The organism is Parasaccharibacter sp. TMW 2.1884, assembly GCF_023337695.1.
GTDB classification, from domain to species: Bacteria; Pseudomonadota; Alphaproteobacteria; order Acetobacterales; family Acetobacteraceae; genus Bombella; species Bombella apis.
This window is the reverse complement of the sequence record NZ_QORR01000004.1, coordinates 1-15,476: the sequence shown is the minus strand read 5'-3', so window position 1 is coordinate 15,476 and position 15,476 is coordinate 1. Positions and strand designations below refer to the sequence as shown.

Genomic DNA, 15,476 nt, shown 5'->3' with positions numbered 1-15,476 from the left:
AATTTTGCAGCCCGGGTACCCGTCTGACGGGGCCCGGGCTTGTAATGTTTCGTAGGGGTCAGCAGGCTGGTGTAAGCAGGGGTTTCCCGCTGAAGTGAGCCAGCAGGTTGTCGATGATGTTCTGCCCCATGGCCAGCCGTGTCTCGATGGTGGCGGAGGCCTGATGGGGCTGGAGCACGACATTGTCCAGCGTGGAAAAAGCCGGATTGATGGTCGGTTCATTCTGGAAGACATCCAGCCCCGCCCCGGCGATCGTCCTGTCCTTCAGGGCGGCCAGCAGGGCTTCTTCGTCAATCACGCTGCCCCGGGCTGTGTTGATCAACACACCATCCTTGCCAAGTGCTGCCAGTATGTCGGCATTGACGATATGTTTTGTGGCAGCAGTGGCAGGAAGGGTGATGACGAGCACATCCGCCCATGCGGCCAGTTTTTCAAGGCTGGGTTCAAAAGTCAGAGGGCTGCCTTCACGGGGGTGGGGGTTGAAGTAGGCGACCTCCATGTTGCTGGCCTGTGCCCGCCGGGCTACGGCCTGACCGATGCGACCGAAACCGGCGATTCCCAGTTTCCGACCATTGAGAGAATGAGCCAGAGGGGGCAGTTTCCCAGCCGCCCAGCTGCCATTCAGCAGGAACTGCTCATTGCTTCTGAGATTGCGCTTCAGGGCCAGCAGGAGGAGCATGGCCATGTCGGCCACGTCATTGGTGGAAATGTCCGTGGTGACGGTAACCCGGATATGCCGCCTCCTGGCTTCTGCAAGGTCAATCCTGTCCAGCCCGACGCCATTGACGGCGATGATCTCCAGATGGGGGAGGGCGGCCATGACCTCCGGTGCCACACCATAGGACCCGCCCGTGGCAATGGCCCGGATTTCCGGTGCGATTTTTTTTAGCTCATCCATGGTGCTGAAATGATGGATGACGAAATGTTCCCCCAGTGTTGCCAGTGTGGGTTCCGGGAGCGGTTCCAGCAGGAGAAGATGCTGCTGTGTCTTTGGTGTTGCCGTCATGATGCGCACTTTCAAGAGGTGGGGAGCAGGCGGGGATCAGGTCCAACCTGACCGCTGCCTAGCAGGTGGAAGGTCTGTCCAGAAAGCGGGCAGCCAGAGCCTTGCAGCCCGCTTCAACATCCCGCCACGTAGTTTCAAAGCCTTCTTCAGGACCGTAATAGGGGTCGACCACATCATCCCCCTGCCGACCGGAAACATGGTCCAGCAGAAGGCTGACATGGGCCTTGCTACCAGCAGGCTGAAGCTTTTTCAGGGCAGCAAGGTGGGACCGGTCCAGTGCGATGATATGGTCGAAGCGGTCAAAATCCACGGTCCTGACCTGGCGGGCCCGGAGCTGGTTGCCATCCAGACCATGGCGCCGTGCCGTGGCACGGGCACGGGGGTCAGGCCGGTCGCCTTCATGCCAGTTCCCCGTGCCAGCGGAATCAATGTCGACCATCAGGCCGCGCCGTTCCGCCTCCCGGCGCATGGCCAGCTCTGCCAGAGGAGAACGGCAGATATTGCCGGTGCAGACAAAAAGAAATGAAGGAAAGGAGGATGAATCTGTCATGCGTTTGTCAGCCATATGAAGAATGCCAGAGTCAATATGGAGCTGATCGTACCGAAAAAAAGGACCGAGGCGATTTCACGCTCCATCATGTGATAGCGCATGGCGAGAATGACATTCATGGCAGCGCTGGGCATGGCCATGGCGAGGACACCTTCCTGCAAGGTCAGAGAGGGAAGGTGCCAGACAAAGGCCAGCATGCAGACACCAAGAGGGATAAGGACATTTCGGCCCAGCACCATGAGTCCTACAGGCAGGCTGAAGCGGACCTGCCGGGCGCAGAGGACAACCCCGGAGGCAAACAGCGCCGTGCCGCCCGTGGCGTGTCCCAGCAGCTGGAGTGAACTTTTGAGGGGGAGGGGCAGGTGAATATTGGCCAGAACCATCAGGAAGGCCAGCATCGGCGCCCAGACGACGGGTTCCCGGCAGGAATGGAGCAGATGGCCCCCCAGCTCTCGTAGCGTGGTCTGCCATGTGGGGTTTGTTTCGTCATCCTGTTGCTGCCGCTGTTGGCGCTGCTGGTCGTGATTCATCAGGATCAGTGTCAGCGGAATCTGGCAGAGATTCATGATGAGCGAAGCGACGGAAATGGGAACGGCGCTGGTTGGGCCAAAGAGCTGCCCAAGAACAGGAATCCCGATGAAGGGAACAGAAGGGCCTGTCACGGTCATGGTGATCAGGGCTGCTTCTCCCTGTCGGCGTCCCAGCCCCCAGCGCAGGATGGCAAAGAGGACGATATACACGCCCAGCATGGCAACAAGGATCAGCCCAGCCAGCGGGCCCGCAGAGAGGACCCGCTCCCGTGGAGTGCTGAGAATGGAGGCCAAGAGGGCCAGCGGCAGGGCATAAAGCATGACAAGGCGGATGAGGACACCCGCCTGATGGGAATCAAAATCCCGCCGCCATGCTGCCAGATACCCCAGCCCGAGCGTGACCAGTATGGGCAGGATGGCTTCTATGATTGTCAGGAAAAGGCCTGTTGTCATGGGCTGCCATCAGTCCTGCGTTGGAAAGCGATGAAACAGCCTATGACGTTTTGGAGCCCGGGGAAACCATCCTGTTTCCCCGGGGTGTGGTCAGACCTGTCGGTAGGGGCCGCCAGCCTGTACTTCAATGCTGAGCATGTTCTGGCCAACACTGGCAGCGGGGGCATCATGCAGGAGAAGTTCCGCTTCACCCTGCGTCCAGCGATGGGGACCGGCCTCAATGACATCCCAGCCTTTCAGGTTCTTTTCTGTCAGATGGCGGGTGATGATGTGCTCCTTCTCGCCAACCCAGAGGGAGACCTGCCCGACCAGAATACCGAGCTCACGTCGGTCATCCACGTGTGGGCCGATACTTTCGGAGGGCCGGAATGTCCGGGAGCCCAGCGTGACCTGGCGGGCATGTGCCGGGAGGACAAAGAGGTAGCGCCCGGCTTCATGCCGCTGAGGCCGGATGGTCCGCCCGTCTGGCAGACGGATATAGGGAGCAGGATCGGCTGTCATGCCGTCATGCGGCGCACCGTGCGACGTCCCGGCTTCGGCAATGCCGAGTTCAACGGCCCGTGCGGCAAATCTGTCATGCAGCGGCTTTACGAAAGTCTGGGAGACATCCAGCGGCGCAGCGGCGTGGTCGTCCCAGTTGAGCTGATGACGCTCTGCCAGCTTCAGGGTATCTTCCGAGGAATTGTCTTCCGGTTTGTACAGATCTTCTTCATCCGTATCCAGCCAGCTTTCCGTCAGGACACCATTGGCCCAGATGACAGAGTGCGGTTCCGTCTGCACGTGGTAATAATCGTATTCAACCTGACTGTGATCATACCGGATGGACGTGCCGTTGACGAGCATACGGGCAGGGACAAAGCGGCCCTCAAAGTAGAAGCAGTGCTCTGGCGTGACGGAAAGGTCCTTGTTGGGCAGCCCCTCACCAAAGGCATCCTTGGCGATGAGAACAGACCAGCCAGCCATGTCTTCAGGTCTGGATGTGTTGACACGGGCGCGACGCTGGATGACAGCCGTGATGTCACGGGTCTCTTCCCGGCCATCTACAAAGACATTGATCTGTTCGCCCTTGCGCAGGCGCTCCACGGCTTTTTCGCCTTTGGGGGTGCGGATCATGCTGCCTGCCAAGAAGCATTTCTGATAGGCGATGATGGTGTTGCCCTGTCCATCGTCATTCAGAACGAATCCGGTGGCGTCATAATTGCCCTGGAGACCGACCGCCCAGGTCTGCCCATTTTCTGTAACTGTCAGAGTACCATTCCTGATGGTCACCTTCCCGGAATTGCTGTATTTCAGCCCATCGACCTTGATGCGGGCGTTATAGCCCATGGACGTGTTGAGAAGCACCGCCCCGGAGGCCACAGTCAGCAGTCCCCCCAGATTGTTGCTGCTGCTGGCCCCGGAAGCCCCGATAATGGAGGCCCCGGAGAGGGTCCCGCCGGATTGGACCATGGTATAGGAGGCGCCAGAATGCTGCCCTGTACCGGCATCGAAGGTGACAAGTGTCTGAAGAGCTGTCCCGCCGGAGGAAACAGCCAGTTCACTGTTGTTGGCGATGCGGGCCCCGCTGACCCAGCCGCCATTGGCTACCTCGACATGCTGGACGGAAGCTCCCGAGTTCAGAACGCCAGAGGCGCCACTCATGATGGTCAGGCGGCTGATGAAGGCCCCGGAGGTGACAGTTGCATTACCGGATGAGAGGAAGACGCTGTCGATCCGGGCGCCGGAACTGATGATGCTCGTAGCCCCATTGAGGGCAGAAAGAAGCGTGATCCCTGCTCCGCCCTGAGGGACGGTGAGATTGACGCCATTGAGCGTGACATTGGAGACGGACGCCCCACTGGCGAGGGCGAGGGATGCCCCCGGGCCAGCGCTGAGCGTGTTGACCAGCACGCCAGAACCAATGCTGTTGACACCGCCTGTGACGTTGAACGTATTGATGGAGGCCCCGGCGGCGAGATTGTTGGTCCCTCCTGTGGCCGTGAAACTGTTGACAGTTCCGCCGGAGATGGTGCTCAGCCCGCTTGTAGCCGCAAGAGACGTGACAGATGCCCCGCCTGTAATGGTGTCGGTCCCACCGCTGCCGATCGTGAAGGTACCGACAGTACCTCCGTTGATGGTGGCTGTGGCTTTGCTGCCAACGTCAATTTCCGTGAAATTGTAGCCGGAGTCGACATAAAGGGCGGCACCAAATGTTACTGTGTTGAGCGGTGCTCCAACCCATGTCCCCATGGGCACGGAAGTGCTGATGCCTGAAACCTGCAACGGCGTGGTGGTATCCATCTTGCCGCCGGAGAGGAACGAGCCCGTCCCCCCGAGGAGGCTGAGAGTACCACCAACTGTCCCGCCAGAGCCGAGAATGACAGCCCCACCCAGCTGGACCGTGGCAGCAGAGAGAACACCTCCGTTGCTGACAGCGATGGTCCCGCGGCTGGCCAGGCTGCTGTTGGGGTTGAACCCGGCAAGGGCCGTCCCGATGGTGGCACCGGAGCCTGAGAGGAGGGTTGTACCACTACCGGTAGCGTACACGACATTGTTGAGGATTGTGGCCCCGGGAGTGATGAGGGTCGTGCCATTGTTGGTCACGACATAGTCCGCTGTCGCCCCGGAAGGGAAAACGATGCTGGTATTGGGGCTGGCATTGATGGTTGCCCCGTTGGAAATGACGGCACCAGAGGCAATGGTCAGGGTACCACCGCTATTTACGACAGGATGGCTGACTGAAGCGCCACCATCAATCTGGATGGTGCCGCCATTGCTGGCAGAGAATTCGGAGCCGATGCCTCCGGATGTGACCTCAGCATAACCCTGGCTGATGTCCACGCTGGAGGCATAGCCCCCGGAAGAGACAAAAATGGAACCGTTATTGCTGACAGTTCCTGTGCTGAGGATACCACCGGAACTGACAGTCTCCGTTCCCCCGGCGATGTTGGCAGAGAGGGAGGTCCCTCCACCGAGGATGGTCCCGACCGCCCCGGAGGAAAGGACGGAGCGGTACACGGTTCCGTCACTGCCGACCACCTCCGTGCCACCGGAGGTGATGGTGTCGTCATAGGAGGTCCCCAGCCCGTAACTGCCAGTCACGCTCTGATAGCCTGCATTCAGCCAGGTGACGTAGGTTCCGCCGGTGATGCGTATCTGCCCGCCACTGCTGATCGTGGCACCGGATGTGGTTCCACCGGAATTGAGAAGCGTCCCGCCTATGATGGTCGCTTTGGAGGAAAGACCATTGCTGACAACTGTCTGCAAAGCATTGTTACCGACAAAGATCTGGTTTTGTGAGAGCCCGTTGGAGAAAACGGACTGACTGCCGAAGATGGTGCCTCCGGTTCCCGTTCCCCCATTACCAATTCCGTAGAGGCTGCCAGGATTGAATGTCCCGCCAACCATGAGGCCACCCGATCCGTTGACCTGGAAGCCTTTGACGATGAAGTCGGCGGCCCCACCGCCTACGAGCGCATATCCACCAGAGCCGACGCTGGGATTGATGGCCGTGCCGGGTCCGTTGACGTAAGGCGCATTCGGGTCGGTGCGGGCGAGAGTGACAGCCCCTGCGAAGACGGCCCCTGACGAGCCGACAATGCCATTCAGAACGGTTCCCTGCCCCACAGCTTCGATGGACGCTCCGGAAAGGGCTGTGGCGCCCGAGAGGATACCGACTTTTCCGACGGCAGCCAGAGAGCCGCCATTTACGGCGATACCGTTGTTCAGGGTATTCTGATAGACATAGGCGAGGGAGTTCGAGATGTTGTTTCCAAGACCACCGGTCCCGGCTACGTAAATATTGTTGAGTTTGCTCTGTGCCTGTGTGGTGCTGGTCGTGTTGCCGCCCAGGATAAAGGTCCAGTTCCTTTTTCCAGTAACCTGGTTGGTTCCGATGGCTTTCAGATTGTCGTAGCTGGAGTTATAGGAGTAGGTGGCCATGGCGGATAGTGCCCCTCAGCGTCTGTTGGCGGCGGGTAATTTTAACCAATTATAAATCATCATGTTACGAAATGCCAGAAGAATCAGGGTCCTTTTTCCGCGATCATGTGCAGTTGCCGGATAGTGCTGGCCATCTCTCCTTCTTTGTAAAAACTGAAGAGAAGGACAACGCCATCTCCCTCGGGTGATGAAAACACGACCCGGCTGGGCGCACCGTTGGTCAGGGCAATGGTGCGTATGTCTGTGGATAGTGACAGGCATGGGTGTACCTGTTCCATCTGCGGGGCGTGGGTATCAGGCCCTGTCTGCTCCAGAAACCTGTCTGGCAGGTAGGCCCGGCCAGCCGGGTCTGGGAAACCCGGTACGGTGGAGGGATCACAGTCAAACGATCCACCAAGAAAGGACAGGAGGGCATATTGCCCCTCAGGGAAGGAGATGGCGTATCGCCTGCCTTGTGGAATGTAGCCCAGTTCAGCCTGATAGCCATTGCGCCGGTACAGGGTAATGGCGACCATTCCGTCTCTCTGGCAGGTGGGCTGATGAAGGGGAACACGCATCAGGCCCGGGCCGGCAAGAGAGACAAACCATTCCTGGAAAGTCCGCAGGGCCTCGAGGTCTCTCTGGGTCATGGGGTTTTCCCTGCTGTCATTCCATCGGCAGTACGGTTGTTATCGGTGCTGCGTGGTGTCCGCGGGGGACACCATATTTATACGCATAGACGTTCTGTGTATTAGGCTGTTTTGGGATCGCTAGAAATCCTACCCATCCCTCTACCCAGATTGTCTATCTCGAAAATACAGAAATTTTTCCACGGATAAAGAGGTTGTTTATCCTCCCTGGGCCCGGCGCCCGTCGGAGGCGATTCGTGCGCCACGTAACGGCGGCTCATCAGGGTGGGTTGATTTTTTTCTGTGGAAACAAAAAAACATCTTGCGCTCTGTATCTTGGTGAGATACAACAGAATCACACCACAGGGAATGATCCCTAGGTGAATAGGAGATGAAACATGACACAATTTATCCTGATGCGCCGCCTGCCCGAAAACGTCGCAAACGATATTCGCAGCAATAGTGTGGGCGATTTCACCAATCGTCCGCAAGAATGGCTGAACACTCCTGCAACGGGCACTGGGCTTATCGAGATACTGGAAGAGGTCGAAAAGCGCACAAGGGCCACAGCAGGGGGCAATAACGACCGCTGGCATGGTGAAATCACTGAGTATTTTGTGGCGTGCGAGGGGAGAGAAATCCTTAATCCAGACGATCTGAATTCTCTTCTCGATCTGTACATTGAATTGCGTGGGACGCAGGATGAGGATTTCGTGATTGATTATTTCACCAATAGGGCTGCCGACCTCCACTAACAGATTCATGGGCGCTGGGTATCCCCCGGCGTCCACACAAAACAGACGAACGAGAGAAATACGATGAGCAGTAAAAATAATCTGATGAGCCGCCCTCCATTGCGTTCCCGTGAGATCGCCATGGCCTATAGCGGATGGGAGACTGACGAGCTGAAGCGCCGGTTTTTTGATAATCTGGTTATAAAGGTCGGCGGAATAAAAGGCGTTCCTTATGGAATCTACGTTTATATCTGCTATAAAGACACGCCGTTGGAAGAAGAACAGTTTGCTGATGTGCCGTTTTTCGAGAAGAGCGACGATGGCAACCTGATTATAACCGGGTTCCGGGCCAGGAGCGTGCCTATCAGGAAAGACACGCCGCCGCAGTCTGGGATCCCCATCCGCACGCATTTCTCCAGGGAGATAAACGATTTTATCCCTGAGAAAAAAATTGACCGCCTGATCTCGATATTGCGCAGAGAGTGGGGCAGCGATGTCCCGGTCAAAAATAACACTCGATATGCAGCAATCAGGTACCGGGATCGTGACGAAAGAGCAGAGAATAACAGGATAATTTTTTCATCGCTTCTCCAGTCAACCGGGCTATCCCTGAAATCAGCGTCACAGCTGTTCCAAATCAGGGAGGACAGTTTGCGGAAATTTCTCGATGGGAAAGCGCCCGTCCCTGATGCGCTGGTTGAGCGGGGCGAACGCCTCGAAAGCGAGATACAGTATTACGTCAATATTATATCAGAAAAAATCAGAAAAGAGAAAGGGGACGAAATCGACATTGCAATATCTGAAACTGATTACGGCCATGCAATTTCAGTGACGTACGGTATAGATGCCCCATGTGAATTTTCTATAAATGGTAAAAAGATAAGGGAAACCAATAAATATGATGGCGGAGACTGGTCAATACCTGTTTTCAGGTGCATTATTGGGAGAATAATCGGGATGACGAACAAAAAATTAAATATAAAGGAGGTACCGTGGAATCGGCAAAAATAAAATTTCTTCTTGCTGCTACCGGCCTGTCGCTCAGGCAGGCTGGTGAGCTGCTGAGGTTCAGCACGGTTGCCGTCAAATCGTGGTGTGCTGGGATCAGGACCGTGCCTCCTGGAGTGATTGATACGCTCTGTGAGTACCATGACAGGATGCGGGATTGGGCCGCAGGGCAACAGTGGCCTGTCCCTGACGTTAAAACAGATGAGGAGGCTAGAGAGCACGGATTTCTCGGTGTCAATTCCTACAGGATCGCAGCCTCTATGGTTTTTTTTGATAATTTTTGAAAGCCCCTTGCGCTATGTATACTGATGGGATACAACAGAATCACACCACAGGGGATAGGCCCCTAGGTGGAAGAGGAGAAAAAATAATGAACGCAATCTACGCAACAGCCGCTACGCAGTCCCTCGTAACGATCAGCGGATTTATCTCTGATTTCTGCTCTGCTCCCAAGACAGAGGCCAACAAGCGGGCCCAGGCTTTCCTCAAAGCGATGGATGACGAGGTTCGTGACCGCTTCCTGGCTCTTACACAGGCCGTCAGGAACGTTATCTCAGCCCACGAAACCATCGCAATGGCAGCCGCCTATCTCAATGACAGAAACGATGAGCAGATTGGTGATGGCCTGCCTTTCGCACTGGCAGAGACGCTGACGGCGCTGGTCAGCGGGTATAACAACGGTGAGGCGCTGAGTGGCGTCGAGGGGAACTCATGGAAGGGCGGCTTGGCTCTTCTGCGGAAAATCAGCCCCGCCCTGACATCTGATCTCGATATTGAGGGCAACAGCGAGCTGAAAAAGGTGTTTTTTGATTGCCTGGAAGGGAAGATCGAACTCAAGAAGGCTAAGTGAAGGCAGGGCCGGGGGATTATCCTCCGGCCTTCTTTGCCCCCAGAGCCCTGCACTCAGCTCGTTCGTTCCCGTAGTCTGTCAGGAACACGGGAACCTCTTTGAGATCAGGATGCGACCGCAATTCGGCAGCCAGGGCGGCCTGTTCCTGCGCACTGTACTGCACCAGAGGCGGGCAGGTGAGGCGCACCAGAGCGGGGGTGCAGCCTCCAAGAAGAGCGGCCACGAACGCCGCCAAGAGCGCCGCCCCTGCCAGATAAAGAACTGTATTTCTTTCCTGCATCAGAACTCTCCCTTATCGAGCGTCCCCAGCAGCTCATTGTTGCTGCGGATTCCGTTGGTACGGGCCGCCAGTGCCCGCTGTGAGGCGGCGGCTTCCTCATTGGCCGTGGCGGCGCCCTGCCGCTCGGACCGTACACGGGCTGCGTTGCTCCCGGCCCGGTTCGCATACCAGATCAGGGTGAGAATGAAGGAAATGACGGTCATGGCTAGGCCGCCGACGAAATAGGGGCTCATGGCTCCCTCCATTTTATGGGGTGATTCGGCAATGATGGGCCCGGGTAATCCCGGGCCCCTTTGCTTCAGCCGATACCTCCGGTGCTGGAAGAAGAGGGGGCCACTGTGGGGATTGGTGTACTCTTCTTCTTGCGGACGGCGGTCAGAACATCCTCAATGCCCTGCTCAATCTGCTGGGCACCCTGTTCGACCTGAGACAGGCCGGAGATCAGGCCCTGTGCGTCCAGATGTTCAGCCAGAAGCGGCTCAAGGATGCTGCCCACGGCAGAGAGGGCGGACGTGGCGGCATGGATGCGCACCTTCGTGGCGGCGCTTTCATGGTCCCCCAGGGCGTTGGTGATGAGGGTCTCAATGCCGCCGAATACGGTGGACAGGGTAGCGTTTGTGTCAGTCATGATTTCTTCCTTGGTGAGTGAGGTGTTCAGTCAACCGGCCTTGTTCTGGCCCGGCTTGATGTGATTGGCGGCCCATCCGACATTCAGTGCCAGCGTGGATATGCATCGGTATGGCAGTATCCAGCGGGAGCCAGCAGCGGGCGGCCGGACAAACACGGTCACCAGATTGCAGGCCACGATGGCGGAGGCGGCGTAGGGCCACCATGCCGCCGGGAGGGTGTCGAGAAGAGTATCGAGATCCATTTCTGTCTCCAGACATGAAAAAGCCGCCCGGAGGCGGCTGGTTGAAGGGTCAGTCTTCGATGCGGGCCGGGAGCTTCGGCCAATGCCCATAGATACGCTGGCTGGCTGCCAGCTCTTTCAGAGCCTCCAGGTAGGCCCTTGTCTGCGGGCCGCCACGGTTCTGGAGATCCATCAGTACCAGAGCCGGATATTTCCGCATTTCGTTCTGCGCATCCGTACTGATCTGGCGCTGCCCTGTCGTGTAGACCTGATCGGTGTCGGTCGGGTCGCCCAGGTTGATGAAATCCCCATTCCCAGCGTTAACGATCTGATCTGCCATTTACTGTCCTTTCAAAAAACCGATGATGAGAAATGTCATGACCTCGGTCGTCCAGCCCGGCCAGCCGCCGGGATGGCGGTAGGTGAGGCCTGTTTTCGTGACGGAAACCCAGCCCGGAGATCCTCCAGCGCTTCCGTCATAAGGGGATATCCCTGATCCACTCTGGAAGTCAGAGGCGTTCAGGTCGGCCCCCTGCACCCGGACGTATGGAACGTCCAGAAACTCGATGCCGTCAGGGAAGGTGAGGCTGCCCTGATTCCCTGCTCCACCACCAGAACGGACCGTCATGAACAGGACTGTCGGCTCTTTCTTTTTGAAACCCGTCCCGTCATCGTAATATCCGATCACATTGCTGGCTGTGGTACCGCCTGATGGTGCCCCCGTCCCCCCGCCAGAGGGGAGGGCGTCCATCCTCTTCTCAACCGCTCCGACCCGGTTGCTGAGAGCCGCATCCGCATCAGAGCGGGCCTGCGCCTCCGCTTTCAGGGCGTCCTGCGATGCCAGACCGGAGATCCGCTGCGAAAGCGCATCATCGGCATCCTGCCGCTCGCTCTTTTCAGACGAGATCGCCTGTGTCATGGCTGCGGTCGTGGCATAGGCAGACAGGTCTGGCGTTTTCCCTCCACCGAGGGAAGACACAGGGAACAGCCCCGCCTGTCCGTCCTGCATACCCAGTACCGTATCTTCAGGCTGAGGCGTGTTCAGGGAAGGCAGGCTACCAATGCTGACACGCCCGCCCTCTGTCGTGACTGTCTGGCTGCTCATAGTGTGAGTATCCTCCCGTCTGGCAGGGTAAGATTGGGGGGCTGCACTGCGGCCCCATCGGGCGGGGTCAGGCTGGCCCGCATGCCATCCACGGATCCGCCATCATCCAGAACCGTGACCTGCACGGTGCGGACGTACCGGCGGCCCGTGCTGGTCTCCAGTGTCAGGGTAAGGGCGTGCTGCCCCACCGTGCCGCCCTGTAGCCCGATTGTGGCCCTGTCAGGGGACAGGGAGGACCAGAGGAGGGTCAGGCCGGTACTGTCCGGCACGTCCACGGTCAGACGGGTGACTGTTTCGCCCTGATCGCAGCAGAACGGAGCCAGATAGAGGCTATAATCCAGCGCATCACCTTTGTTCTTGGCTGGCCATCCCTGGATTGTGGCCATCTGTGCCGGATAGAGCGACCGGGCGGCGCAGGGCGTCACGATGCCCTCGCTGTGCCCTGTGACGGGGCCGGGGGCGATGTGGCAGCAACCTGTGCGACGAGCGACCCATAAGGGTTCTGGCCGTTCTCAAAGCGGATAATGGCGTTCATCAGGCCAGCAATCAGGCCGGGTGTCGGCAGGCCGAGCGTCGCATCCGGTTCAACCCCCAGAGCATGCGCCACGCCCCGGATATAGGCCGCCGTGTTGTTTTCGGTCGGCGGGGCCCACTTGCTGATGATGCCCGTTACCGTGTCGATGCCGTCCCGCTGGATGTAGCGGCACAGCTGGTCACGCAGGGCCTCCAGACCCGCTTCTGGCGTGGAAAAGCGGGCGAAGCGGGGCGTGATGCCCGGTCCAGCAGGCTCCAGAACGGCGCCGGGCTGATGGGCGAAGTTGAGGTTGCCGGGGTTGTTGTTGCGGATGCCACGGGGCAGCCGTGTGGGTGTCTGGGCCATGTCAGCCTCCGAAGAAGTGGGGGTAGAGCGTGTGGACAAGCTGATAAAGGCCGCAAGCCACGGCCCCGCCGATGGCAGCCCCGCCCGATATGGCGGCCGTCACGATCCTCGACCTGGCAGAATTGGTGTCACGGATCTGATTGCTCAGGGCGGCAATCCCGACACGGAACTCCGCTGCCAGATTGTCGATCTTGTTGCTGAGCTTGGTGATGTCTTCATCATGGCGGGCCTGTACCGCCTCCAGGGCAGCAATGCGCTCATGCAGAGACAGGCTGGCCGGGGTGATCCCCGGCGTGTTGTCGTCCATCGTGTTCCTCAAGGCATAAAAAAACCGCCTCATGGGCGGCTGGTGGTGTTCATCAGTCTGGCGGATCAGGCCGCTTCATCAGGCGGGAGCGGATACACGTCGCCCTGCCTGTATTTTTTGTCGTTGTCCTCAACCCAGATTGTGCCCGGATACACGTTGCCGGACGCTGCATTTTGCAGCATGTCGTCCAGAAGCACGTATCCTCTGGCTTGCCAGCCAATAGATTTTGTTCTGCACAAGATAAACCGTTTCAGGGTTTTGAAGTACGCCTCAAACGGGCTCTCACTATTGCCAGAGTTATTGCTATCGACCGTTAAATTTTTGTTCTGTTCTGACACTTTATTTATCCTCCATAACCATACGCAACGTACATCACGAGCGTAGGAGTTTTCTCATTCTCGTACGTGGACCCAGTCCACGCATTCAGCGAAATCCGCCAGCCAGTTCGGTTTTTTTCAAACCAATTTGCCTGGTGAATCCTGTTATTCCCGCCATCCTGCGGAAACGGAACGACCTGAACGTCATCGTCGTTGAACGGTTCGTCAAAGTAAATCCAGTCGCCATGGACGGCAGAAACTGTCTTGGTCTGAATTTTTCTATAAGCGCTGCCGGTTGCACGAACATAGTTCCCAGCCGGTTGCAGCGCCGCCTCTGCGCTCTGGGCCCGCATCTGCTCAGCCTGTAGGTCGCCCGCCATCGCTGGATGGAAAAATTTTCCATCTCCCGCACCAAACCAGAGCGCCCCCGTATTGGCCTGCGCCCCGATAAACCGGATCTGAAGATCGTTGCTATCAGCGTTCGACCTGACCACTCCCACCAGATCAGCTGGGGTGGCATATTGACCATCCGTCGGAGCATGATGGAATGTGCCGTCGTTGTCCGCCATCCAGATTTGACCTGTTTTTTTATCAATCCCGATGAACTGAACCTGAGTGTCGTCGTCATCAGCGTTCGATCTGACCACATTTGTGAGACCGCCCTGAATCGCCGCCTCTGCGTTCTGGGCCCGAACCCGCTCCGCCTGTACGTCAGATGGCAATGCTGGGTAGAAAAATTTCCCAGAGGCGCCGTTGTAGAGCCATATCTGGCCGTTGGATTTATTCACCCCGCACGAATTGATCTGATAATCGCCGCCATCGTCTGGCGACCTGACCACTCCCACCAGATCAGCTGGGGTGGCATACTGCCCATCCGTCGGAGCGTGATAGAAGGTGCCGTCGTTGGTCCGCATCCATATCTGGTTTGTCGATTGCTGCACGCCGATGGACTGGACCTGCAAATTGCCCTCAGAAGTGCGGGACTGGACAGTGAACTGCAGCGGGTCAACCCAGCCCGTCATGCTGTTCCCGGGATCGTTGGTATTCCCGTCCATAACGCAGATCAGGAACCGGCCCTGCACTGAGGGATGAGCGACCGTCGCTCCGCTCGGGTACCCCCCGATGGCATTTGCGAAAACGGCAGAAAACGGCCGCAAAAGGCCAGCCTCGGAGGCCCGGGCAGCGATGGAGAGCATCGCCAGAATCCCGTTCATGTCCTCCCCGTATGGGGGGCGGCCACCCGCCGCAAGCGGCGTCATCGTGGCTTTCGGGAAACCCATGGCCATCGATGCCCTGCCGGTTTCAGCCGTAGTTTCAGGGATTGTAGAAATGGTGGAGCTGTCCGCCTGAGACGCCCAGGGGATAGCAAACAGGTGCGTAGTGTCTGACTGTTTCACGATAGATGAACCCGCTGATAAAGGATGTGTACGCCCGCCGGGCGTGGAAGGGCGCCGCTCTGCTGGATGAGGGTGGCGTCCAGAGGGGACAACTCCCAGCTGTGCCGGATTGTCATGGTCCCCGTCGCTGTTCCGAGAGATGAGGCGTTGAAAAAGATGCCGTTGTTGAAGGTCTGCGGCTGGCTGTCTTCTGACACAGCCTCGCTGAACCCCAGATAATCCCCCGAAGTGGCGCCCTCAGCCAGATAGATCAGGCCACGGCCACCGAAGAGGATCATGAGGATGCGGTTGATGTCAGCGATGGATCCGCTGGAGATGTTCGCCGCCGCCTTGGCGTAGATGAGCTGCCGGAAAGCATCATCTGTGAGGGCGTAATTGTCGGTGATTGACGCCCCGTGATAGAAGAGCCCCTCATTGAAAGGCCGCTCCGCATCAGAGCCGTCCGCAGCCTCATCGAACCCCAGAAACTGGGGCTGGGCAACTTTCTGGACCCTGTTGACCCCGACAATCCTCCCCCACACGTCCAGCCCCCAGCCTTTGGCCGTGGCCGGGTTCCAGACATCATGGAGGAAGGTCTCGATAGACCGTTGCGGGTCCACCGCCGCATTGAAGCGCTCGAGGATGCCGGTGAGGGCAGGGCTGTTGGCATACTGGGCGAGGATGGTCTCCCGTATGTCGAT

At 58.1% G+C, this 15,476-nt stretch carries 21 protein-coding genes; 4 read left to right on the top strand and 17 right to left on the bottom strand.

The window, feature by feature from the left end:
- Window positions 1–58 precede the first annotated feature (58 nt).
- The 5 genes from DTI93_RS06760 to DTI93_RS06740 form a co-directional block, all read right to left on the bottom strand.
- On the bottom strand, window positions 59–1,006 hold the full coding sequence (locus DTI93_RS06760; RefSeq protein WP_248630632.1) for a 2-hydroxyacid dehydrogenase: 948 nt from the start codon (window positions 1,004–1,006) through the stop codon (window positions 59–61).
- A gap of 58 nt (window positions 1,007–1,064) precedes the next feature.
- Window positions 1,065–1,556 (bottom strand): low molecular weight protein-tyrosine-phosphatase, encoded by a 492-nt coding sequence (locus DTI93_RS06755; RefSeq protein ID WP_249080081.1) that lies wholly within the window; start codon window positions 1,554–1,556, stop codon window positions 1,065–1,067.
- Window positions 1,553–2,539 carry an AEC family transporter gene (locus DTI93_RS06750; RefSeq protein ID WP_249080080.1) on the bottom strand — a complete coding sequence of 329 codons (987 nt, stop codon included), beginning with the start codon at window positions 2,537–2,539 and terminating at the stop codon, window positions 1,553–1,555. The genes DTI93_RS06755 and DTI93_RS06750 overlap by 4 nt, the downstream gene beginning before the upstream one ends.
- A 90-nt stretch (window positions 2,540–2,629) precedes the next feature.
- Entirely contained in the window at window positions 2,630–6,460 is a 3,831-nt protein-coding gene (locus DTI93_RS06745) for a Hint domain-containing protein (RefSeq protein WP_249080079.1), read from the bottom strand.
- Window positions 6,461–6,543: 83 nt separating this feature from the next.
- Window positions 6,544–7,089 (bottom strand): hypothetical protein, encoded by a 546-nt coding sequence (locus DTI93_RS06740; protein ID WP_103765224.1) that lies wholly within the window; start codon window positions 7,087–7,089, stop codon window positions 6,544–6,546.
- A gap of 377 nt (window positions 7,090–7,466) precedes the next feature.
- Here DTI93_RS06740 and DTI93_RS06735 point away from each other — a divergent pair, with 377 nt between their 5' ends.
- The 3 genes from DTI93_RS06735 to DTI93_RS06725 all read left to right on the top strand — a co-directional run bounded on the left by DTI93_RS06735 (window position 7,467) and on the right by DTI93_RS06725 (window position 9,660).
- Window positions 7,467–7,823: a hypothetical protein gene (locus tag DTI93_RS06735; protein WP_249080078.1), complete on the top strand. Its 357-nt coding sequence runs from the start codon at window positions 7,467–7,469 to the stop codon at window positions 7,821–7,823.
- 63 nt (window positions 7,824–7,886) lie between these two features.
- Entirely contained in the window at window positions 7,887–8,813 is a 927-nt protein-coding gene (locus DTI93_RS06730) for a hypothetical protein (protein ID WP_249080076.1), read from the top strand.
- Window positions 8,814–9,180: 367 nt separating this feature from the next.
- A complete protein-coding gene (locus tag DTI93_RS06725; protein ID WP_249080074.1) occupies window positions 9,181–9,660 on the top strand; it encodes a hypothetical protein in 480 nt (159 codons plus the stop codon).
- A gap of 16 nt (window positions 9,661–9,676) precedes the next feature.
- Here the strand turns inward: DTI93_RS06725 and DTI93_RS06720 are convergent, their stop codons facing one another.
- The 11 genes from DTI93_RS06720 to DTI93_RS06670 all read right to left on the bottom strand — a co-directional run bounded on the left by DTI93_RS06720 (window position 9,677) and on the right by DTI93_RS06670 (window position 14,613).
- Complete coding sequence (locus DTI93_RS06720; RefSeq protein WP_249080073.1) at window positions 9,677–9,940, bottom strand: hypothetical protein; 264 nt, start codon at window positions 9,938–9,940, stop codon at window positions 9,677–9,679.
- Complete coding sequence (locus tag DTI93_RS06715) at window positions 9,940–10,173, bottom strand: hypothetical protein (protein WP_249080071.1); 234 nt, start codon at window positions 10,171–10,173, stop codon at window positions 9,940–9,942. Before DTI93_RS06715 ends, DTI93_RS06720 begins: the two co-directional genes overlap by 1 nt.
- 65 nt (window positions 10,174–10,238) lie before the next feature.
- On the bottom strand, window positions 10,239–10,568 hold the full coding sequence (locus tag DTI93_RS06710) for a hypothetical protein (protein WP_249080069.1): 330 nt from the start codon (window positions 10,566–10,568) through the stop codon (window positions 10,239–10,241).
- A 30-nt stretch (window positions 10,569–10,598) separates the two neighbouring features.
- Window positions 10,599–10,811 carry a hypothetical protein gene (locus DTI93_RS06705; protein WP_249080067.1) on the bottom strand — a complete coding sequence of 71 codons (213 nt, stop codon included), beginning with the start codon at window positions 10,809–10,811 and terminating at the stop codon, window positions 10,599–10,601.
- 49 nt (window positions 10,812–10,860) lie between these two features.
- Window positions 10,861–11,130 carry a hypothetical protein gene (locus DTI93_RS06700; protein ID WP_249080066.1) on the bottom strand — a complete coding sequence of 90 codons (270 nt, stop codon included), beginning with the start codon at window positions 11,128–11,130 and terminating at the stop codon, window positions 10,861–10,863.
- Window positions 11,131–11,895, bottom strand: coding sequence for a hypothetical protein (locus DTI93_RS06695; protein WP_249080063.1), 765 nt, complete (start codon window positions 11,893–11,895; stop codon window positions 11,131–11,133).
- Window positions 11,892–12,320, bottom strand: a complete 429-nt coding sequence (locus DTI93_RS06690) for a hypothetical protein (protein WP_249080062.1) — start codon at window positions 12,318–12,320, stop codon at window positions 11,892–11,894. Before DTI93_RS06690 ends, DTI93_RS06695 begins: the two co-directional genes overlap by 4 nt.
- The gene (locus tag DTI93_RS06685) at window positions 12,317–12,775 is read right to left on the bottom strand and encodes a structural protein P5 (protein WP_249080059.1); all 459 of its coding nucleotides are present in this window, start codon (window positions 12,773–12,775) and stop codon (window positions 12,317–12,319) included. The genes DTI93_RS06690 and DTI93_RS06685 overlap by 4 nt, the downstream gene beginning before the upstream one ends.
- Window position 12,776: 1 nt before the next feature.
- Window positions 12,777–13,082, bottom strand: coding sequence for a hypothetical protein (locus DTI93_RS06680; RefSeq protein ID WP_249080057.1), 306 nt, complete (start codon window positions 13,080–13,082; stop codon window positions 12,777–12,779).
- Between the two features lie 65 nt (window positions 13,083–13,147).
- Window positions 13,148–13,420 carry a hypothetical protein gene (locus tag DTI93_RS06675; protein ID WP_249080055.1) on the bottom strand — a complete coding sequence of 91 codons (273 nt, stop codon included), beginning with the start codon at window positions 13,418–13,420 and terminating at the stop codon, window positions 13,148–13,150.
- 5 nt (window positions 13,421–13,425) lie between these two features.
- Complete coding sequence (locus tag DTI93_RS06670) at window positions 13,426–14,613, bottom strand: hypothetical protein (protein WP_249080053.1); 1,188 nt, start codon at window positions 14,611–14,613, stop codon at window positions 13,426–13,428.
- Between DTI93_RS06670 and DTI93_RS06665 the strand changes: the two genes are divergently transcribed.
- Entirely contained in the window at window positions 14,612–14,749 is a 138-nt protein-coding gene (locus DTI93_RS06665; RefSeq protein ID WP_249080052.1) for a hypothetical protein, read from the top strand. The genes DTI93_RS06670 and DTI93_RS06665 overlap by 2 nt on opposite strands.
- A gap of 43 nt (window positions 14,750–14,792) precedes the next feature.
- On the opposite strand, the gene DTI93_RS06660 is transcribed toward DTI93_RS06665, so the two are convergent.
- The coding region (locus DTI93_RS06660) for a DUF2612 domain-containing protein (RefSeq protein ID WP_249080051.1) at window positions 14,793–15,476 on the bottom strand (684 nt) is incomplete at its 5' end.